Here is a 16,736-nt window from a genome sequence, read left to right as displayed (position 1 = left end):
AAAAAAAATACTCAGAAAAAAGTTATTGACATAAAAACCAAATTTTCTTAAGATAGCGTTGTGATCATAACTCGAGGGCTATGCTTTTAAACCCCAGTGGTTTAGGACAACCCCGGTAACTCCCCAAGGAGATACCGGGGTTGCCTGCGTTTGCGCCCGGAAGGAGGAATCCAAACATCTCAGTGAATCAACCTGTACTATTGTAAGCGCTATAATTCAAAGTCCGTTGGTTGTTTATCAAAAACTACTACATTCACGAAGGGTGGATTACCATGTTTCAAATGGCCAAACGCGCATTCCTCAGCACTACACTGACCCTCGGCTTGCTTGCCGGCAGCGCCCTGCCGTTCTTGCCAGCTTCCGCTGTATACGCCGATCCGGACACCGCTGTGACCAACAAACAGAGCTTCAGTACAGATGTGATTTACCAAGTATTTACGGATCGCTTTTTGGATGGCAATCCCTCCAACAACCCTACCGGAGCTGCTTATGATGCCACATGCAGCAATTTGAAGCTGTACTGCGGCGGAGACTGGCAAGGGTTAATCAACAAAATCAACGATAACTATTTCAGTGATCTGGGTGTCACAGCGTTGTGGATCTCCCAGCCTGTCGAAAATATTTTTGCAACGATCAACTACAGCGGTGTAACCAACACAGCCTACCACGGCTACTGGGCTCGGGACTTCAAAAAGACCAATCCATACTTTGGCACGATGGCGGATTTTCAGAACCTGGTTACGACGGCTCATGCCAAAGGAATCAAGATTGTCATTGACTTTGCACCGAACCACACCTCTCCAGCGATGGAAACCGACACCTCTTTTGCTGAAAATGGCAGACTGTACGATAACGGTACACTGGTAGGCGGTTATACCAATGATACCAACGGATATTTCCATCACAATGGCGGCTCCGACTTCTCTTCCCTGGAGAACGGCATCTACAAAAACTTATATGACCTGGCCGACTTCAACCACAATAATGCGACCATCGACAAATACTTCAAAGATGCCATCAAACTGTGGCTTGATATGGGCGTTGACGGCATTCGGGTGGACGCGGTGAAACATATGCCTCTCGGCTGGCAAAAGAGCTGGATGTCCTCCATCTACGCACACAAACCCGTGTTCACTTTTGGAGAATGGTTCCTGGGATCGGCTGCATCCGATGCAGATAACAAGGACTTTGCTAACAAGTCTGGTATGAGCCTGCTCGACTTCCGCTTTAACTCTGCGGTGCGTAATGTGTTCCGTGATAACACGTCCAACATGTACGCTCTGGATTCCATGATTAACAGCACAGCTACGGACTACAACCAAGTGAACGATCAAGTGACGTTCATCGACAACCATGATATGGATCGTTTCAAAACAAGCGCAGTCAACAATCGCCGTCTGGAACAGGCTTTGGCCTTCACATTGACTTCACGTGGTGTACCTGCCATCTACTATGGTACTGAACAGTATCTGACGGGGAATGGCGATCCGGATAACCGTGCCAAAATGCCTTCGTTCTCCAAATCCACTACAGCTTTTAACGTCATAAGTAAACTCGCGCCTCTGCGCAAATCCAATCCGGCCATTGCCTACGGTTCCACTCAGCAGCGCTGGATTAATAATGATGTATATGTTTATGAGCGTAAATTCGGCAAGAGTGTAGCCGTTGTCGCGGTAAACCGCAATCTTTCCACGTCTGCAAGCATTACAGGATTAAGCACTTCCCTGCCTACAGGCTCATACACGGATGTACTTGGCGGGGTGCTGAACGGAAATAACATCACCTCCACGAACGGTAGCATTAACAACTTCACCCTTGCTGCGGGTGCAACGGCAGTATGGCAATACACAACTGCCGAAACAACACCAACCATCGGTCATGTTGGTCCGGTTATGGGGAAACCCGGTAATGTGGTGACAATTGATGGCCGTGGATTCGGCTCGACGAAAGGCACGGTCTACTTCGGCACTACAGCGGTTACCGGAGCAGCGATTACGTCTTGGGAAGATACACAGATTAAAGTAACCATCCCTTCCGTTGCCGCTGGCAACTATGCAGTCAAAGTTGCGGCGAGCGGAGTAAACAGCAATGCTTACAACAACTTCACCATCCTGACTGGCGATCAGGTCACCGTTCGCTTCGTCGTAAACAATGCGTCCACAACGCTTGGACAGAACCTCTATCTGACAGGCAATGTAGCCGAGCTTGGCAACTGGAGCACCGGTTCCACTGCCATTGGACCAGCATTCAATCAGGTCATCCATCAATACCCAACCTGGTACTATGATGTCAGCGTACCGGCAGGCAAACAGCTGGAGTTCAAATTTTTCAAGAAAAACGGTTCAACGATTACATGGGAAACCGGTTCTAACCACACATTCACTACACCAGCAAGCGGAACAGCCACCGTTACGGTGAACTGGCAGTAAGAACTTCATATCATTGAATACACAAGCTAACCCGGAATACGCAAATGTAGCGTATATTCCGGGTTTTGCTATGTGATCGGATTTGTGATAGAGAATGTTTCGTTAATATCTTGTTGAAAAAACCGCCTGTCTTCATTTGTATGAATATCTAAGTATAGGTTCGAATGGACTTCAAGGTTGTGATGGCAACGATTCCTGTTGCAAGCAACATCATCCCTACGCCTTCCAATACGGCGGCGGCACCCCAGTGATCCGCAAAGATCGAGACTACTGTCAGCCCCAGAATCGGCGCTGTACTTGTAATGGTGCCAACGACACCATAAACGCTACCCTGCATCTCATCTGGCACAGCGGTGCGAAGCATAATCTGGGTGAGCATCGTGCAACAGGCAAACATGGCTCCTCCACCTATGATAAGCGGCAAGGCCATGAGAGGCGAGGATACATTCGCCATAAGCATATAAACAGGCCCTAACACAAGTAAGCCGATAAAGACCCAGCGCCCGCGATTTTTCAATCTTTTTCCCGAAGCAATCAATACCCCTGATCCAATCATATACCCCAGAGGAATGCAGGTCTCGATCAAACCAAATTGAACTGGATTCGCCTTCCATACGTTAACAGCCATCACCTGAATGAGCATCATGGCTGACATAAAAAAGAGAAGTAGCAGCGGATTGAGTAAAACAATAGAACGAATGAGTCGACTCTGATAGATGTAAGCAAACGAACTGCGCCACGCTTGTGTAAAAGATTTCGGGTCACCACTGGCACGCATCACCTGTGGAAAACGCCCTGCCAGCAGGACACAGATTGCAGACAATAGGAAAGTTGCCCCCGTAATCAGGATGGCGACAAAACCGCCGAACGCAGCTACAGCGACCCCGGCTGCCGCCAAACCACTGATACGAGCCAGATTGTCCACCAGATGAATGGTACCCGTTGCCTGCTGGATGTGTTCTTTACCCACGATGCTGGCAGCGGAAGCATGAAATGCTGGGGCCTGAAACAGACTGGAAAACATCGATAATGAGAGCAACAACAGCAATACAGGAAAAGGTACATGCCAGCTGAACAGGCTAACTGCAACCAGCAAAGCGATCACACCGCGAAACACGTCTGAAGCCAGCATCAGCTTTCTTCGATCCAGCCGATCGGCCACCGTACCCGCTACTGATCCAAATAGAAAACTGACCACCATATTGCAGATCTGCACAGCAGCCATGCTCTTAGCACTGCCCGTTGTCTGAAGTACCCACAGACTGATGGCAATACTATTAAAACAGTCCCCAAAAACAGATATGCCATACCCGTACAGGATTCTGCGGAACGTCCTGTTACGCCATAGGGTGCGCGGAGCTTCACTGCTCTGCAGAGTAGCTTGTCCCCCTGGATAGACTGTAGCTTCAGGCTCACTGGAAGGGTTCATGCCCATACATCACGTTCCTCCTTTTTCTTCATTAGAAGCCCTAAACAAGCAAGCCTTAATCAGAACCCTGAATTAGACAGCCTTGATTTAATTCCTTGTACACCTAAGCACAGGCAGACACTTCCGAAGCGTGGCCAGTCGACGAAGACATGACGTTGCGGAAGTGCCTGATTGAATTGCCGCAAGTGCGGCTCATCTTGCCCTTTGTATGCTATGAAGTGATGTTGATCTCTGGAGGCCGTAGAGAGATGTTAACCTTTGGATGCCCCTGTTGTCAGACCCTGAACGAGGAAACGCTGCAGGAATACAAACAGCAGGGTAATTGGAATAGCAATCAGTACGGCTCCTGCAGCAAACATCGTGAAGTTACTGTCCTGATACCGGTTTACGAGATCCCACATTCCTACAGCCAGAGTCCAATTTTCTTTGGTACGCAGCACGAGCCGGGCAAAAATAAAATCCATCCATGCCCCCGTGAAGCTGGTTAAGGCGACGTATGTAAGCATCGGCTTGGATAACGGAAGGATGATGCTGGTGAACACACGCAGATGACTGGCACCATCGATACGAGCTGCTTCATCCAGACTGCGCGGGATGGTGTCAAAGAAACCTTTGACAATGAATCCGCCCAGCACTGCGCCTGAGGAATAAACCAGAATAAGCGCAACATGCGTGTCGAGCAGTTTGATTTGCAGCAAAATAATATAGATGGCAATCATGCTCATGAAACTTGGAAACATGCCCAGAATGAGCATGGTGGACAGAATCGTTTTACGCCCCCGAAAACGGAACCGGGATAACGCGTACATGCCCAGCGTCACCATTAATGTAGAGAAAATCATCGTGAAGAAGGCGATTTTCAGCGTATTCATATACCATCTGCCGTACATAAAGGACGGATTGTTAAACAGCTCTCCATAGTGAGAAAGAGTGAAACTTTCCGGCCATAAGCGTTCACTGAACAATGCCGCGCCGGGACGCAGGGACGACAGAAAAATCCACAGCACAGGATAAACGGATACGACGGCAATGATCAGCAAAAGCACGTAACTGAGCGTCAAACGAATCGGATTGTTGCGTTTCTTCATTGGATCATGTCCTCCTCCTTGAATGATTTGGAGCGGCGGAAATTCCAGATGGAGAAGGTAGCGATAATCAGGAAGATGATGATGCCTACCGCAGAAGCCATGTTGAATTTATTATTGTCGAGCGTGAGTTTGTAGAGCCAGGTCACCAGCAAATCCGTTGCCCCAGCATACTGATAGTCTCCGCGAAGCGGGTTACCGTTCGTTAACAGGAAAATGACGTTGAAGTTGTTGAAGTTCCCGGCAAACTGCATAATCAGCACCGGTGTCGTGGCAAATAAAATGAACGGCATCGTAATAATTTTGAACTTCTGGAACGCGGAAGCGCCGTCCACTTCGGCTGCCTCATACAGATCACGCGGAATAGCGGTAAGCACACCCAAAATGAGCACCATGCTGACCGGAATACCGATCCACATGTTGACGACAATGACAGTAACTTTGGCCCAGAACGGGTCCGTCAGCCAAGGCAAGCCTTCCAGTCCGAACGCTCGCATATACGTATTGATCGGTCCAAACTGACCGTTGAACAGATTGCGCATCAATAGTAGCGAGATAATCTGTGGAATGGCATAAGGCAAAATAAAAATGGTACGCCACAACTTTTTGAAGCGAATGCCTTTCTGTTCAATTAACAAAGCTACAAGCACGCCGCCGAAGTACGTCGTTACTGTCGCCAAGACTGCCCAGATGACTGTCCAGGTGAGCACCCCGTAGAACGTCTGGCTCCAGGATTTGAGCTGGATCAGATCCGTAAATGTTTTGAACCCTACCCAGTCCACCAGCTTGGCTGGTGGAATATGATCCGGTGCGGCATAGTTCGTAAACGCAATCGTAACGGTGAACAGAATCGGCATGATTGTAAAAAACAGAATACCGAGTGCCGGGATGGACAGGAACAGATACGGAAAATTTTTGTCCATCACATTACGCATCGTTGCCGCGGCTCCCAGCGTAGGTTTCCCCTGCTCTCTTGCAAGTCCGGTCATATACGCATCCCGGATGTTCAGAATGTAAACAAGCACAAACACAAAAAAGACCAGCAGCACAATAATTCCGTCAAGCAACAAAAAGATGGAATGGTCGCCCTTTTGAAGCACCGTTGAACCATTTACTTTCACAAAACGCTGTGTGTTCTCCCCCAGTGTCCATATCCCCCATACCGCTTGGGACAGCCGAGGAAGCAGGTATGCAAGCCCTGCTCCCTCCAGCAGCAATAGAACAATGCCTTTAATCCACTGCCGATTGTATAACTGTCCGAGACCTTGCAGTATGATGGAGCATATGGCTGCCGTCATCCGGTGCTGCTTTTCCCTATTGGGCTGGGCTGACACCGGGACATGCGGTTGTCGCATATGCTCCCTCCTCTCCGTTTGGTATCATTCATCGTTCATCGTGTCATCGCTGTTTTGTCATTATTGCGTGGTTGCCAGGCTCTCCTTAATCTGTTTCACAGCATTGTCGAGTGAAGCTTTCACATCCTTGCCGCTGTCCCAAATATCTGTAATGGCTGACGAAATCGGTCCCCATACACTGTCCATGGCTGGAAGGGAAGGCATCGGTGTCGAGTTGTTGAATTGTTCAAGGAAGGCTTTGTTGATCGGATCTTCCTGTACTTTGGCGTCTGCCGCCACATTTTTGTTCGCTGGAAGCGTACCGTTCATGTCAAAGTTCTCCATCTGGGCTTCTTCGTTCGAGAGGAATGCAGCGAGCAACTTGGAAGCATTAGGATACTGGGTAAACGCATTGACGTAATAGGCTTTCACACCCGAGAAGGAGGTCATCGGCTTGCCGTCAATAGCAGGAAGGGGAGCGACCCCAAAATCAACTCCGGCGTTGCGATAGTCGGCAATGGTCCAAGGTCCGTTAATATCCATGGCCAGCTTGCCGCTGGAGAACAGTCCTTTTTTGATATCGTAGTTCACATCGCCCATCTTGAGCGGCAGCACTTCAGCCTTCAGCTTTTGGAGGAATTCTCCCCCTTTCTGCGCTCCTTCGTTGTTCAAACCGAGGTCACTGCTATCCATCCCGTTGTCCCCAAAGATATATCCACCCTGAGATGCCAGGAAGGCGTAGTTATAATAGAATTGTTGTAATTCCCACATCAGCGCATACTGATTGGATTTGGCATTGTTAAACGTTTTGGCAAAATCGATAATTTCGTCAAAGTTTTTCGGTGCTTCGGGGTACAAGGCTTTGTTGTAAAAGAGGGCATACGTTTCGACGCTGTACGGATATCCGTATAAAATGTCTTTGAACGTCACCGCTTTCAGCGCATTCTCGCTGGTATTGGCTGTGGTTTCAGCTTCGAAGATATCGTTAGGCAGAATAAGTCCTGCTTCCGAGGCGCTGCCAATCTTGTCATGCGGGAACACAACGACATCCGCGGCAAGCCCGGCAGGGCCGTCCGTCGTTAACTTGGTTACTTGATCTGTTGGCGGCAACTCCTCCATTTTGACCGTGACACCATATTTTTCTTCGAATTTTTTGACTCGTTGCTCAATAAAGCTACTCTGGTTTTTATCCTCCCAGATGACCAGTGTTGCACCCTCCTCAGGCTGGAGATTCTCTGCAGTCAGCTGCACCGTATCCTCTGGATTATCACTTGGCGCTGCCGGAGTAGAACTTCCTCCTCCTCCGGTTGAACATGCGGCTAGTGTAAAAGCCATTCCGATGGACAGAACTGTGCCTTGCCATTTTCTCATGTGAAATGTCCCCTTTCCCTCTGTGTAGTTCAAGAAATTTTTGCGCTTTTCACCCTTTAAACGCCGTATCTAGTCAGGATTTTATGTTCCATGTGAATCGTTGTACAAACGTTTGCTCAAAACGGAACACAAGGTCACTGAAACATTCGATATGTAGGGGTAAACAAGTTAAAAGTATGTAAATCCAATGATGTAAGCGCTATAATATATACCACATCATACAATATCAAACTTTATTTGCACAAACGTTTGCACAAGCTATATTCCTTTAAATTTAACCATATCCTGAATTTTGTTCACAGTAATTTCCTATTTCCTCGATCTAACTCTTTCTTCCTTTATTTTGCTCTACTTACATTCCGGGTTAACGAGTTAACAATTGATTTCTGGTACCCTTTGCATTACCATAGGAGAATGTTGAAATGATTGAATCAGAAGGGGTTTTTTACATGATTACGATCAAGGATATTGCCAAATTGGCGGGTGTTTCCCCTTCTACAGTGTCACGGGTGATTTCAGGCCATCCCAGAATCAGTACGGAAACATCTCTTAAAGTTAAACAAATTATGAAAGAACTTAATTATCATCCCAATATGATGGCTAAGAGCCTTGTATCCAAAACAACGCAGACGCTTGGAATTATGCTCCCCCGTCCTGCGGAGGAACTTTTTCAAAATTATTTCTTTGGAGAGTTGTTGCGCGGCATTATTACCCATGCGACTCGTAACAACTATGAGTTACTGCTGTCCACCGAGACGTCCTCCGATGATGAATTACAGGCCATTTCACGTCTCGTGCATGGGCGCAGGGTCGACGGTATTCTGTTGCTCGGTTCCAAACGGGACGATCCCATCATCTCTTTTCTCGAAGAGGAAAAATTCCCGTTTGTGCTCATTGGCCGAAGTGAGACACATCCGAATGCACCTATGGTCGACAACGATAATGTGCAGACCGCGTATGATGCAACGCAACATCTTATTGCACAGGGACACACACGCATCGGCTTTGTGAGCGGTCCGCCGGATATTACGTTATCGCATGATCGCATGCGTGGGTATCGGAACGCTCTTGAAGAATCCGGGTTAATGCCAACGAACGACTGGATCGTGGAGGGTGAATTCCTGCAGGAAAGCGGCTTCCGGGCAATGTCCCTTTTTATGTCGCTACCCGACAGGCCTACCGCCATTGTAGTTATCGACGACAATGTCGCTTTCGGTGTGTTAAGAGCACTCGCGGAGCTGGGATATCGAGTGCCCGAGGATATCAGTGTGGTCAGTTTTAACAATATCGCGTTGTCCGAACTTGCTTCGCCTCCGCTCAGTTCCATTGATATTGGCACATACCAGCTCGGGTATACCGCAGTTCAGGTTTTACTCAAGATTCTTGGCAACGAGCCTCTCGCTCAGAATCCGGTTATTATCCCGCACCGCCTGATTGTACGTGAGTCCTCCCTATATTTGAAGGCAAAGCCCTTCCTGAGTTAAGCGCTCTACCTTATTTTTTTGTAAAGTGCAAACGTTTGTCCTTATTAAAAACTCAGGCATGATATGGGATGAGCACAGATGCCAAATAAGCCGCATTTCTGCGGCTTTTCCTTTGCTTTCAATGACTAATTTTTTTGCTATATTTTTTCCACTCTATTTTCTTCACTTTATTTCCCTGTCCTTGTTAAGCGGCAGAACTATCCTGTACTCCAAGGCACGATCTGCCAACAAATTAATACGAACTCCAGCCTGCATCAGCCGTAATGACAGTACCATTTACAAAACTGGACTCGTCTGATCCAAGGAACAGAGCCACTTTGGCAATCTCCTCACTCGTTCCTACCCGTGGATTGATGGCCATCCCCTGCTGCTGCCGTCCCGCACCGAAAGGGTTAATGTCCGTCATGGTTGTCCCGATGTTCGTCGCAACGGCTCCTGGTGCAATCGCATTACAACGAATGCCTTGCTCGGCATACATGTATCCTGTATTTTTGGTAAACCCCACTACAGCATGTTTGGATGCCGTATATGCGGCTCCGGCCCGTCCACCATGCAAGCCACCAGCTGAAGCAACATTGACGATAACTCCTTGCTTCTTCTCCAGGAAAATCGGCAGTACTTTGCGTGTAGTGCGCATCACACTTGTTGTGTTCACGGCAAAAACCTTCTCCCACCGCTCATCGCTAATATCCGCAGCTGGCTCCATCCCATCCATGATCCCCGCATTGTTGACCAGAATGTCCACTGTCCCGTATTTACTCACCGTTTGATCAATCAGTTGCTGGACATCTTCCTCCTTCGCTACATTAGCCAGAAGAACAAAGGCTTCTCCACCGTTTGCCTGAATCTCTTGAACGACAGCCTCAGCTGCTTCCTCGTTGATATCGGAAACAACGACCTTGGCTCCTTCTTGCGCATACAATGTGGCAATGGCTTTGCCCATTCCCGATCCTGCACCTGTGACAATAGCCACTTTATTTTGAAGTTTCATTTGTTTATGCCTCCTTTAAAATGTATTCGTTTACATAAAGATAACAAACAAATGTTCATTATCTCTTATCCTTAGTATAATAAGTCATAGCTTTTCGATACAATCAGTAAAAAACGTTCCTAATGTACGTTAAACAACACGCTCTCACCTGTTTGTATATTATCTTTTAATAAATATCACCCGGGAGGAATTCCAATGCCTGAAACATCAGACGCGATGGATCGACGAATCCGCAAATCCAAAGCCGCCCTGAAGGAGGCACTGCTTCATTTGATGCAGAAGCAAAATTTCAAGGCAATCTCTATTTCGGATATTGTGCAACAAGCTGATCTGAATCGGGGAACCTTTTACAGACATTATCAATACAAGGAAGATCTGTTCAACGAAATCCTGCATGATGTGACTCACGATCTGGTGACTTCTTTCCGCAAGCCTTACGAGGGGATGGAGGATTTTCAAGTGGGGCAAATGCCCTCTTCCGCCATTGCCATCTTCGAACATGTGCATCAGCACGCCCAATTTTACACTCTCGTCGTGCAATCGGAAGCTTCATCCAGCTTTCAGCGTATGATCTGTGATGTGCTGCGGGATCTGTCTTTGCAGGATCTGACTCATACTTTCCCGCCCCATATTAACCCGGAACTGCTCGCAAGTTATCAGTCTCATGCCATATTCGGCATGATCATGGAGTGGATCAGACAGGATTTCAAGCACAGCCCTACTTATATGGCAGAAGAGTTGTTCAAAATTATTCATTTTACGCCCGCACAACGATTGAAAAAATGAATAATTTCTCAAAATATGGGTATAATATTATAGTTATATTCAATTATTTACACATTATCTAGTGGATTCAAATTTGAGGCAGGAGGAATGATGATGAAATCTTTCAAGTATCGTCTTGAGCAAAAAGAACCCCGTACCGGTCCCGGCGGCATTACCCGCGGAGCCTCGGTTCACGACTTCCCCGCATCCATCGGCATTGCGGGAGTATCCATGCGCCTGGAACCAGGCGGCATGCGTGAACTGCACTGGCATGCGAATGCGGCCGAGTGGGCATATGTGATCAGCGGTTCCTGCCGCACCACCGTTATCCATCCGGACGGACATGCGTATACCGATACCTTTGAACCCGGAGATGTATGGTACTTTCCGCGTGGATACGGTCACTCCATACAGGGTCTCGGGCCGGACGAATGCCACTTCATTTTGATTTTTGACAATGGGGATTTCTCGGAGGATCATACGTTCAGCATTACTGATTTTCTGACTCAGACGCCAGACGCCATTGTTGCCCAGAACCTCGGGATCTCCCTCGAACAAGCAGGCAAGCTCAATCAGGGCGAAGCCTATTTTGCCAAAGGCCCGGTACCCGATGACAGTTCCTCCTCTGCGACTTATCGCCGTAACTCTGAACTGACCACGCCGCATCGTTATCCCTTGCATGCCAAACAGCCACGCCGCGCGCCAGGTGGCGGTACGCAGCGTACGGTAACCGTCGAAGATTTCCCCATCTCCACCACGATGGCGGGTTCTCTGATCGAGCTTCAACCAGGCGCTCTGCGGGAACTGCACTGGCATCCCAATGCGGATGAGTGGCAGTATTACATTAGTGGCAGTGCCGAAATGACGGTATTTCTCGCCGAAGGGCAGGCTGTCACTGAACAATTCGAAGCTGGAGATGTCGGGTACGCTCCGATGGGTGCGGGGCATTATATCAAAAACACGGGTGATGACGTCTGCCGTGTACTGATTGGATTCAACAGCGGACACTATGAAGCCATTGATCTTAGTGAATGGATCGCAGGCAACCCGGTAGACGTGCTCTCCACGAATCTCGGCATGTCCCGTGATGAGGCAGAACAGCTTCCTAACGATACGCTGTTTATTGCACCCGATCAGAACAAGGGAAAATAACCAAGAAGGCTATACGTGAGTCGCAAGGTTCATTCCCGGAGATTAGCTCAGTTAAGGGAATGCAACATAAACTTAAGCTATATTAAGTGAACCCTATGGTTATCTGAAAATGGAGGACAGATGCCTATGCATTCCGTACGTGACTCGTCTTCCCCGAACGTTAACAACGAAAGTATCGGACACACGGTAGAACGTTTAGAGCCGGGATTTTCCCGGCTTTTGTTATCGTCCGTTCTTGTACTGCTTGCCGGTTTCATCGATTCCATTGGATATTTGGGGCTGGGTAAAGTGTATTTATCCTTCATGAGCGGCAACAGCACCAAGCTGGGCATCGCTCTTTTTGAGGCAGATTATGCGTTATGGGCAACGACAGGGACTGTCGTTCTTTTATTTATTGCAGGGGCGTTTGTCGGCACTTTCATTACAGAGTCATGGGGGAAATGGCATCTGACCCTTATTTTGAGCGTGGAGTGTGTATTGTTTCTCTTCGCAATCCTGTTGTCGCTCCTGTTCCACACGCATTATATTATATTTCCGCTCACCATGGCGATGGGCATGCAAAATACGATGCACCAGATGGTTGCGCATGCAGATGTAGGCAAAGGCTTTGTTTCGGGTACGCTTTTTGGGATCGGTCAGGCTCTGGCCAAAGCTGTACGTGGCAAAGCTCCTGCATCCGAGTGGGCTGTGCTGGCACTATCCTGGTTTATTTTTGTCATTGGCGCGGCACTGGGCGCCTGGATGCTCGTTAATAACGGTCTGCTCCTATCCCTCACTGTAGCTCTGTTATTTCTTGTCCTGGTTATCCCCTATGTTGTTTATATGCAACGTCTAAAAAACGGTTGACCCCGAACTAAAGGGCCAACCGTTTTGTGTTTTATGATATAAAATATGATAACTACAGACCAAGCTTCTGTCCTTTTTCCAATCGCTGAATCTGCTGTTCCCCGGTCTCCGCCAGTTCACGGAACTGACCAATCGTCTCGCGCATTCTTGGCAAGGCCTCTTGTTTGTAGACCGAAATCGAGTCCAGGGCAGACAGCACATCCGTGAAAGCCTGCTTCATCGTATCCACCGAGATACTTGCTTCGTAAGCCTGCTTCTGGATGGCCGTGCCCTGATCCTTCAGCATTTTGGATGTACCGGCGATCAGATCGTTGGTGGTACGGTTAAGCAACTCGATTTTCTGCAAGACAATCTTCTGATTGTATAACGCACTGGCAACGGTGACTGCAATCTTGAGCGCCGAGATCGTCACATTTTTCGCACGGTCTACGCCACGGATGAGTTCCTTGTTATTGCGAATGACCACTTCAATCGCCATGATCCCCTGCTGGTTTACGACCAGCATCTGTTGCAGATCCATGACACGCTGACGGAGCGGGAACAATACTTCTTCGGTAATAAAACGCACCTTCTCAGGGTCTTCCCCGCGAACCTTGGCTGTCTCAATCTGTGTATCAATGGATTCATCCATCAACATGCCAAGCTGAATCTCCTTCTGCAGCCGCTTGGTCAGTTCGCGCAGGCTCTGCTGCTCGATCTCAAGCGTGGTGTTGTCGTTACGCAGCGTGGCGCGGCCCTTGTCGAGTGAAACGACAATATCGGCGATGACGGCGTCGGCTTTCTGGTATTTGAGGAAATACGCGCGTAGCGGGTTGAACAGCTTGCCCAGAAAGCCTGTTTTGGCGAAATCGACCACGCTCGGGTCGAGATCCTTCAGTTGCATGTGCAGCTCGGTCAAGCCTTTGGCAACCTGACCGCCCTCGTCTCCCGTCTTGGACAGATGTCCAACGGAGACTTGAAGCAACGCGTTTTTCTCGGAAGAGGATCGCATCGTGTTCATACCAAAGCCGTCAATGGATTGCAAAATTTCTTTGCGCTTCTCCAGAGATTCAAGGTCCAGGTTCATAATCATATCCACATTCGAAGTTGCTACCTGTTGCAGTTCCGCCACCTCGGCGGGCACCGGTTTGATCTCTTCTTCAATCACCTTCTGAATTTCCTTCTGGCTCGGTATTTCCATCGTAAACGACATTCGCAGTTCCCCCTTTTAGTTACATCCGTCCTTACGTCTGAACATTAAAATAAACTTACATATGCACGTTAAAATTGACTTACATCTGTACGTTGAACAGGTTTCCGATTTTGTAGACAACATCGTCGGTGTCCGCATTAATGCTCGCCGCCTCGTTAATGCTGGAGATGCTCTCCAGAGCTTTGATGTCGGCGTTATATCCAATCGTGTAGATCGGCACTTTGTACGTCTCCACCAGGTCTCGAATATCTTTGAGCGAATGTCCTTCGTTCGTCTCGCCATCACTGAGGACAAAGATCAGCGGTTTCACGTTAGGATTGGCTGCTTTGTAATCCTCCAGCATCTTCATCGCAACCACAATGCCGTCGAATGTCGCTGTTCCCCCGCTTGCTTGCAGGCTATCCACCGTTCCGACAAACATGGATTGCTGGTTCGTATCATATTTGGCTATCGGCAGATTCACCGTCACGTCGCTGGAATATGAAACCAAACCAATGCTGTTGTCCGTACCGAGATACTTCTGACCTTTGCGCAAAGATTCTTTAAGACGGTTAAGCGGTTCCCCCGCCATACTTCCGGATACGTCCGTTACAAACACAGCGGCGATTGGATTACTGCCATTCTTCTTCTCTTTCCAGACTTTCTGCGCGGACAGCAATGTTCCACCATCCACCGTAGCCAGCTCCGATTTGTAATCTTGCAGGCCGTTGAAGCCGAACTCTACTGCCTTTTTCTGATACTGCTCTTGCGTGACAAAATCAGCAAACTTCTGGATGATCTCCTGTTTGTTCTGCGGCAGTTGACCAAGAGCATATAGCGGGCTGTCATGTCTTACACCGAATGGGGTAAACACATATCCGCTCTTCAGATCAGCTGTATTCACATAGGTCTGATACTCCAGTACAAAAGCATCCAGTCTGCCCGACTTGGCCGCTTCCCTCATCTGAATCGTGGTGGACGCTGTGAATGGCACATTCGCCTGGAATTTCTCAAAGCCTTGAATGGCTTTCTCGCCCAGCGGATTCGCGCTGTCATACGTATTTAATGCGGTAACCAGGAAGTTCAGTCCTGTAGAACTGGCAAACGGGTCGGTATATCCCATCGTAAGCTCATTGTTGGCAATAGCTTCGGTTATCGTTTTGACGTTCACGGAGCCGTAAGTGTTCACAAGTGCATCATATTTGGCTTGGGAGATGACGATTCCCGGTACGTTGCCAACAAGCCGCTTCGAGATCAGCTTCGTCTTCACTCCGCTGGCTTCCACCATCTCGCCCCACAACTCATTGGACGGGGTGAAGGCATCGGGTACATACTTACCGGACTTGATGTAATCCGTTGCGGTACCGGAAGCAATATTACGGATTTTGACCGATATTTGTTTGCCGCCGGCCGTGATCTTTGCTTGGTTAAAAGCCTCTGCAACCTCGGTTAACCATCCATCCACGCCACTACCCGACTTCTCGGTGGAAGAGAAAATTTCAACGAAATCATTGGTGGTGTTCTCCACTGTAACCGGGAATTTGGAAATGTCCGGAAGGGATTCTGCAACATCAACCGGATCAAGATCAATCTGTCCTTTCACCGGTTCCGCCGTAGCTGGTGCAATGTCCGCGTACAATTTGCCAAGTTCCTTACCTGCATTTTCGGTCGTGACCTGTGTGGTAGACTTGCCAAAGTTCGATGTCAGTGTGATTCCTCCATAAACGAGACCAAATACTAGGACTAACATGATCATGGATATGAGAAAAAACTTTCCCTTCTTTGCCATAGGTGCAACCCCTCACTGTCTATATAATTTGGTGTGCTTGATTAACTGATCAATCTCCTGCATACAAGGCATCTGCTCAATATCTCCAGCTTCAACACTGTCCAGGCGCGATATCTCCAGCAACAGCTGATCCAGCTTCAATAAAATCTCTTCATTCGTGTGAAGTGAATCCTTCACGTAGGTCAGGTAATCGTTGTACACTTTCGTTTTCTCCTGAAAAATCCTCTGCGGGATCGCAGGCGATTTGGCTTTCATCATGCTGGCATAATCGGCTTCATCGAAGACGTTCAGTCGATTCAGTATGCTGCGAATGTTCAGATATAACAGCTTCTCTACCTCTTCCGTGACCGAAGCGAATTTCTTAAAACTCAGCTCGCCGGGGTCAAACCGTTGATGAAGCACATTCATCAATGTCTCTTTCTTTTTTTTCATCCGGTTCAGTTGGGACAGCCCCAGCGTAATATCTTCTTCAAGGATTTTGATGCGTCTGTAAAAGGATAAAGCTTCTACATAATCTTCATGGGTTTCGATCTGTCTCACGGGTAAAACCACCGGCTGTTTGAACAATACATTGTAACTGCCATAGAAAAGTGCAAGTACGCTTCCGAAGAGTAGCGTCACGGAAAGTGCGGTCTGGAACGCATTCTCTCCGAATCCAAGTCCAGCAAAACCCGGGGAGAAGGCCAGAACATTCACGGCCACGATGCCGATGATGAGCCCAAACAATTGTATGTACCTGCTCATGGTCGATCCTAAGGCCTCCTTTCATGTTAGATATTAGAATTAAATGTCGTATTCTCCCTGCCCTCTCATCTTCCTATTGTACATGATGTGAACGCTCTCAGGTGGATAGGATTGGAAAATGGAAAGGGATATTTACGTTAATATTA

The 16,736-nt window shown here is 48.1% G+C and carries 13 protein-coding genes; 5 read left to right on the top strand and 8 right to left on the bottom strand.

The annotated features are described in order from the left end of the window. The first annotated feature begins 272 nt into the window (after positions 1-272). Positions 273-2,429, top strand: coding sequence for an alpha-amylase family glycosyl hydrolase (locus tag M3629_RS14695; RefSeq protein ID WP_251507621.1), 2,157 nt, complete (start codon positions 273-275; stop codon positions 2,427-2,429). Positions 2,430-2,577: 148 nt separating this feature from the next. Here M3629_RS14695 and M3629_RS14690 read toward each other — a convergent pair whose 3' ends face one another. From M3629_RS14690 to M3629_RS14675, 4 genes are all read right to left on the bottom strand, one after another. Next, positions 2,578-3,864, bottom strand: a complete 1,287-nt coding sequence (locus tag M3629_RS14690) for an MFS transporter (RefSeq protein ID WP_251507619.1) — start codon at positions 3,862-3,864, stop codon at positions 2,578-2,580. Positions 3,865-4,109: 245 nt separating this feature from the next. After that, on the bottom strand, positions 4,110-4,946 hold the full coding sequence (locus M3629_RS14685; protein WP_251507617.1) for a sugar ABC transporter permease: 837 nt from the start codon (positions 4,944-4,946) through the stop codon (positions 4,110-4,112). After that, complete coding sequence (locus tag M3629_RS14680; RefSeq protein ID WP_145415057.1) at positions 4,943-6,298, bottom strand: carbohydrate ABC transporter permease; 1,356 nt, start codon at positions 6,296-6,298, stop codon at positions 4,943-4,945. Before M3629_RS14680 ends, M3629_RS14685 begins: the two co-directional genes overlap by 4 nt. A 60-nt stretch (positions 6,299-6,358) precedes the next feature. Beyond that, positions 6,359-7,648: a sugar ABC transporter substrate-binding protein gene (locus tag M3629_RS14675; protein WP_251507615.1), complete on the bottom strand. Its 1,290-nt coding sequence runs from the start codon at positions 7,646-7,648 to the stop codon at positions 6,359-6,361. Positions 7,649-8,097: 449 nt separating this feature from the next. On the opposite strand from M3629_RS14675, the gene M3629_RS14670 reads away from it, so the two are divergent. Continuing rightward, on the top strand, positions 8,098-9,132 hold the full coding sequence (locus tag M3629_RS14670; RefSeq protein WP_145333466.1) for a LacI family DNA-binding transcriptional regulator: 1,035 nt from the start codon (positions 8,098-8,100) through the stop codon (positions 9,130-9,132). A gap of 232 nt (positions 9,133-9,364) precedes the next feature. Here the strand turns inward: M3629_RS14670 and M3629_RS14665 are convergent, their stop codons facing one another. Beyond that, entirely contained in the window at positions 9,365-10,123 is a 759-nt protein-coding gene (locus M3629_RS14665) for an SDR family oxidoreductase (protein WP_251507613.1), read from the bottom strand. Between the two features lie 195 nt (positions 10,124-10,318). Between M3629_RS14665 and M3629_RS14660 the strand changes: the two genes are divergently transcribed. From M3629_RS14660 to M3629_RS14650, 3 genes are all read left to right on the top strand, one after another. Continuing rightward, positions 10,319-10,909, top strand: a complete 591-nt coding sequence (locus M3629_RS14660) for a TetR/AcrR family transcriptional regulator (RefSeq protein ID WP_251507611.1) — start codon at positions 10,319-10,321, stop codon at positions 10,907-10,909. Positions 10,910-10,996: 87 nt separating this feature from the next. Beyond that, complete coding sequence (locus M3629_RS14655; protein WP_251507609.1) at positions 10,997-12,040, top strand: cupin domain-containing protein; 1,044 nt, start codon at positions 10,997-10,999, stop codon at positions 12,038-12,040. 126 nt (positions 12,041-12,166) lie between these two features. Further along, positions 12,167-12,886, top strand: a complete 720-nt coding sequence (locus M3629_RS14650; RefSeq protein WP_251507608.1) for a YoaK family protein — start codon at positions 12,167-12,169, stop codon at positions 12,884-12,886. 52 nt (positions 12,887-12,938) lie between these two features. On the opposite strand, the gene M3629_RS14645 is transcribed toward M3629_RS14650, so the two are convergent. The 3 genes from M3629_RS14645 to M3629_RS14635 all read right to left on the bottom strand — a co-directional run bounded on the left by M3629_RS14645 (position 12,939) and on the right by M3629_RS14635 (position 16,590). Beyond that, on the bottom strand, positions 12,939-14,078 hold the full coding sequence (locus M3629_RS14645; RefSeq protein ID WP_145332981.1) for a toxic anion resistance protein: 1,140 nt from the start codon (positions 14,076-14,078) through the stop codon (positions 12,939-12,941). Positions 14,079-14,157: 79 nt separating this feature from the next. Beyond that, positions 14,158-15,846: a vWA domain-containing protein gene (locus M3629_RS14640; RefSeq protein WP_251507606.1), complete on the bottom strand. Its 1,689-nt coding sequence runs from the start codon at positions 15,844-15,846 to the stop codon at positions 14,158-14,160. A 12-nt stretch (positions 15,847-15,858) separates the two neighbouring features. Then, the gene (locus tag M3629_RS14635) at positions 15,859-16,590 is read right to left on the bottom strand and encodes a hypothetical protein (protein ID WP_251507604.1); all 732 of its coding nucleotides are present in this window, start codon (positions 16,588-16,590) and stop codon (positions 15,859-15,861) included. Positions 16,591-16,736: the final 146 nt, after the last annotated feature.

The sequence above is a fragment of the Paenibacillus polysaccharolyticus genome, assembly GCF_023714295.1.
Lineage (GTDB): Bacteria > Bacillota > Bacilli > Paenibacillales > Paenibacillaceae > Paenibacillus > Paenibacillus polysaccharolyticus_A.
This window is presented reverse-complemented; position numbering and strand designations above follow the sequence as displayed.

Coding starts and splice junctions, on each gene's coding strand:
- M3629_RS14680 (WP_145415057.1), bottom strand. CDS start 6,298: ATGCGACAACCGCATGTCCCGGTGTCAGCCCAGCCCAATAGGGAAAAG.
- M3629_RS14655 (WP_251507609.1), top strand. CDS start 10,997: ATGATGATGAAATCTTTCAAGTATCGTCTTGAGCAAAAAGAACCCCGT.
- M3629_RS14645 (WP_145332981.1), bottom strand. CDS start 14,078: ATGTCGTTTACGATGGAAATACCGAGCCAGAAGGAAATTCAGAAGGTG.
- M3629_RS14665 (WP_251507613.1), bottom strand. CDS start 10,123: ATGAAACTTCAAAATAAAGTGGCTATTGTCACAGGTGCAGGATCGGGA.
- M3629_RS14685 (WP_251507617.1), bottom strand. CDS start 4,946: ATGAAGAAACGCAACAATCCGATTCGTTTGACGCTCAGTTACGTGCTT.
- M3629_RS14660 (WP_251507611.1), top strand. CDS start 10,319: ATGCCTGAAACATCAGACGCGATGGATCGACGAATCCGCAAATCCAAA.
- M3629_RS14695 (WP_251507621.1), top strand. CDS start 273: ATGTTTCAAATGGCCAAACGCGCATTCCTCAGCACTACACTGACCCTC.
- M3629_RS14635 (WP_251507604.1), bottom strand. CDS start 16,590: ATGAGCAGGTACATACAATTGTTTGGGCTCATCATCGGCATCGTGGCC.
- M3629_RS14670 (WP_145333466.1), top strand. CDS start 8,098: ATGATTACGATCAAGGATATTGCCAAATTGGCGGGTGTTTCCCCTTCT.
- M3629_RS14640 (WP_251507606.1), bottom strand. CDS start 15,846: ATGGCAAAGAAGGGAAAGTTTTTTCTCATATCCATGATCATGTTAGTC.
- M3629_RS14675 (WP_251507615.1), bottom strand. CDS start 7,648: ATGAGAAAATGGCAAGGCACAGTTCTGTCCATCGGAATGGCTTTTACA.
- M3629_RS14690 (WP_251507619.1), bottom strand. CDS start 3,864: ATGGGCATGAACCCTTCCAGTGAGCCTGAAGCTACAGTCTATCCAGGG.
- M3629_RS14650 (WP_251507608.1), top strand. CDS start 12,167: ATGCATTCCGTACGTGACTCGTCTTCCCCGAACGTTAACAACGAAAGT.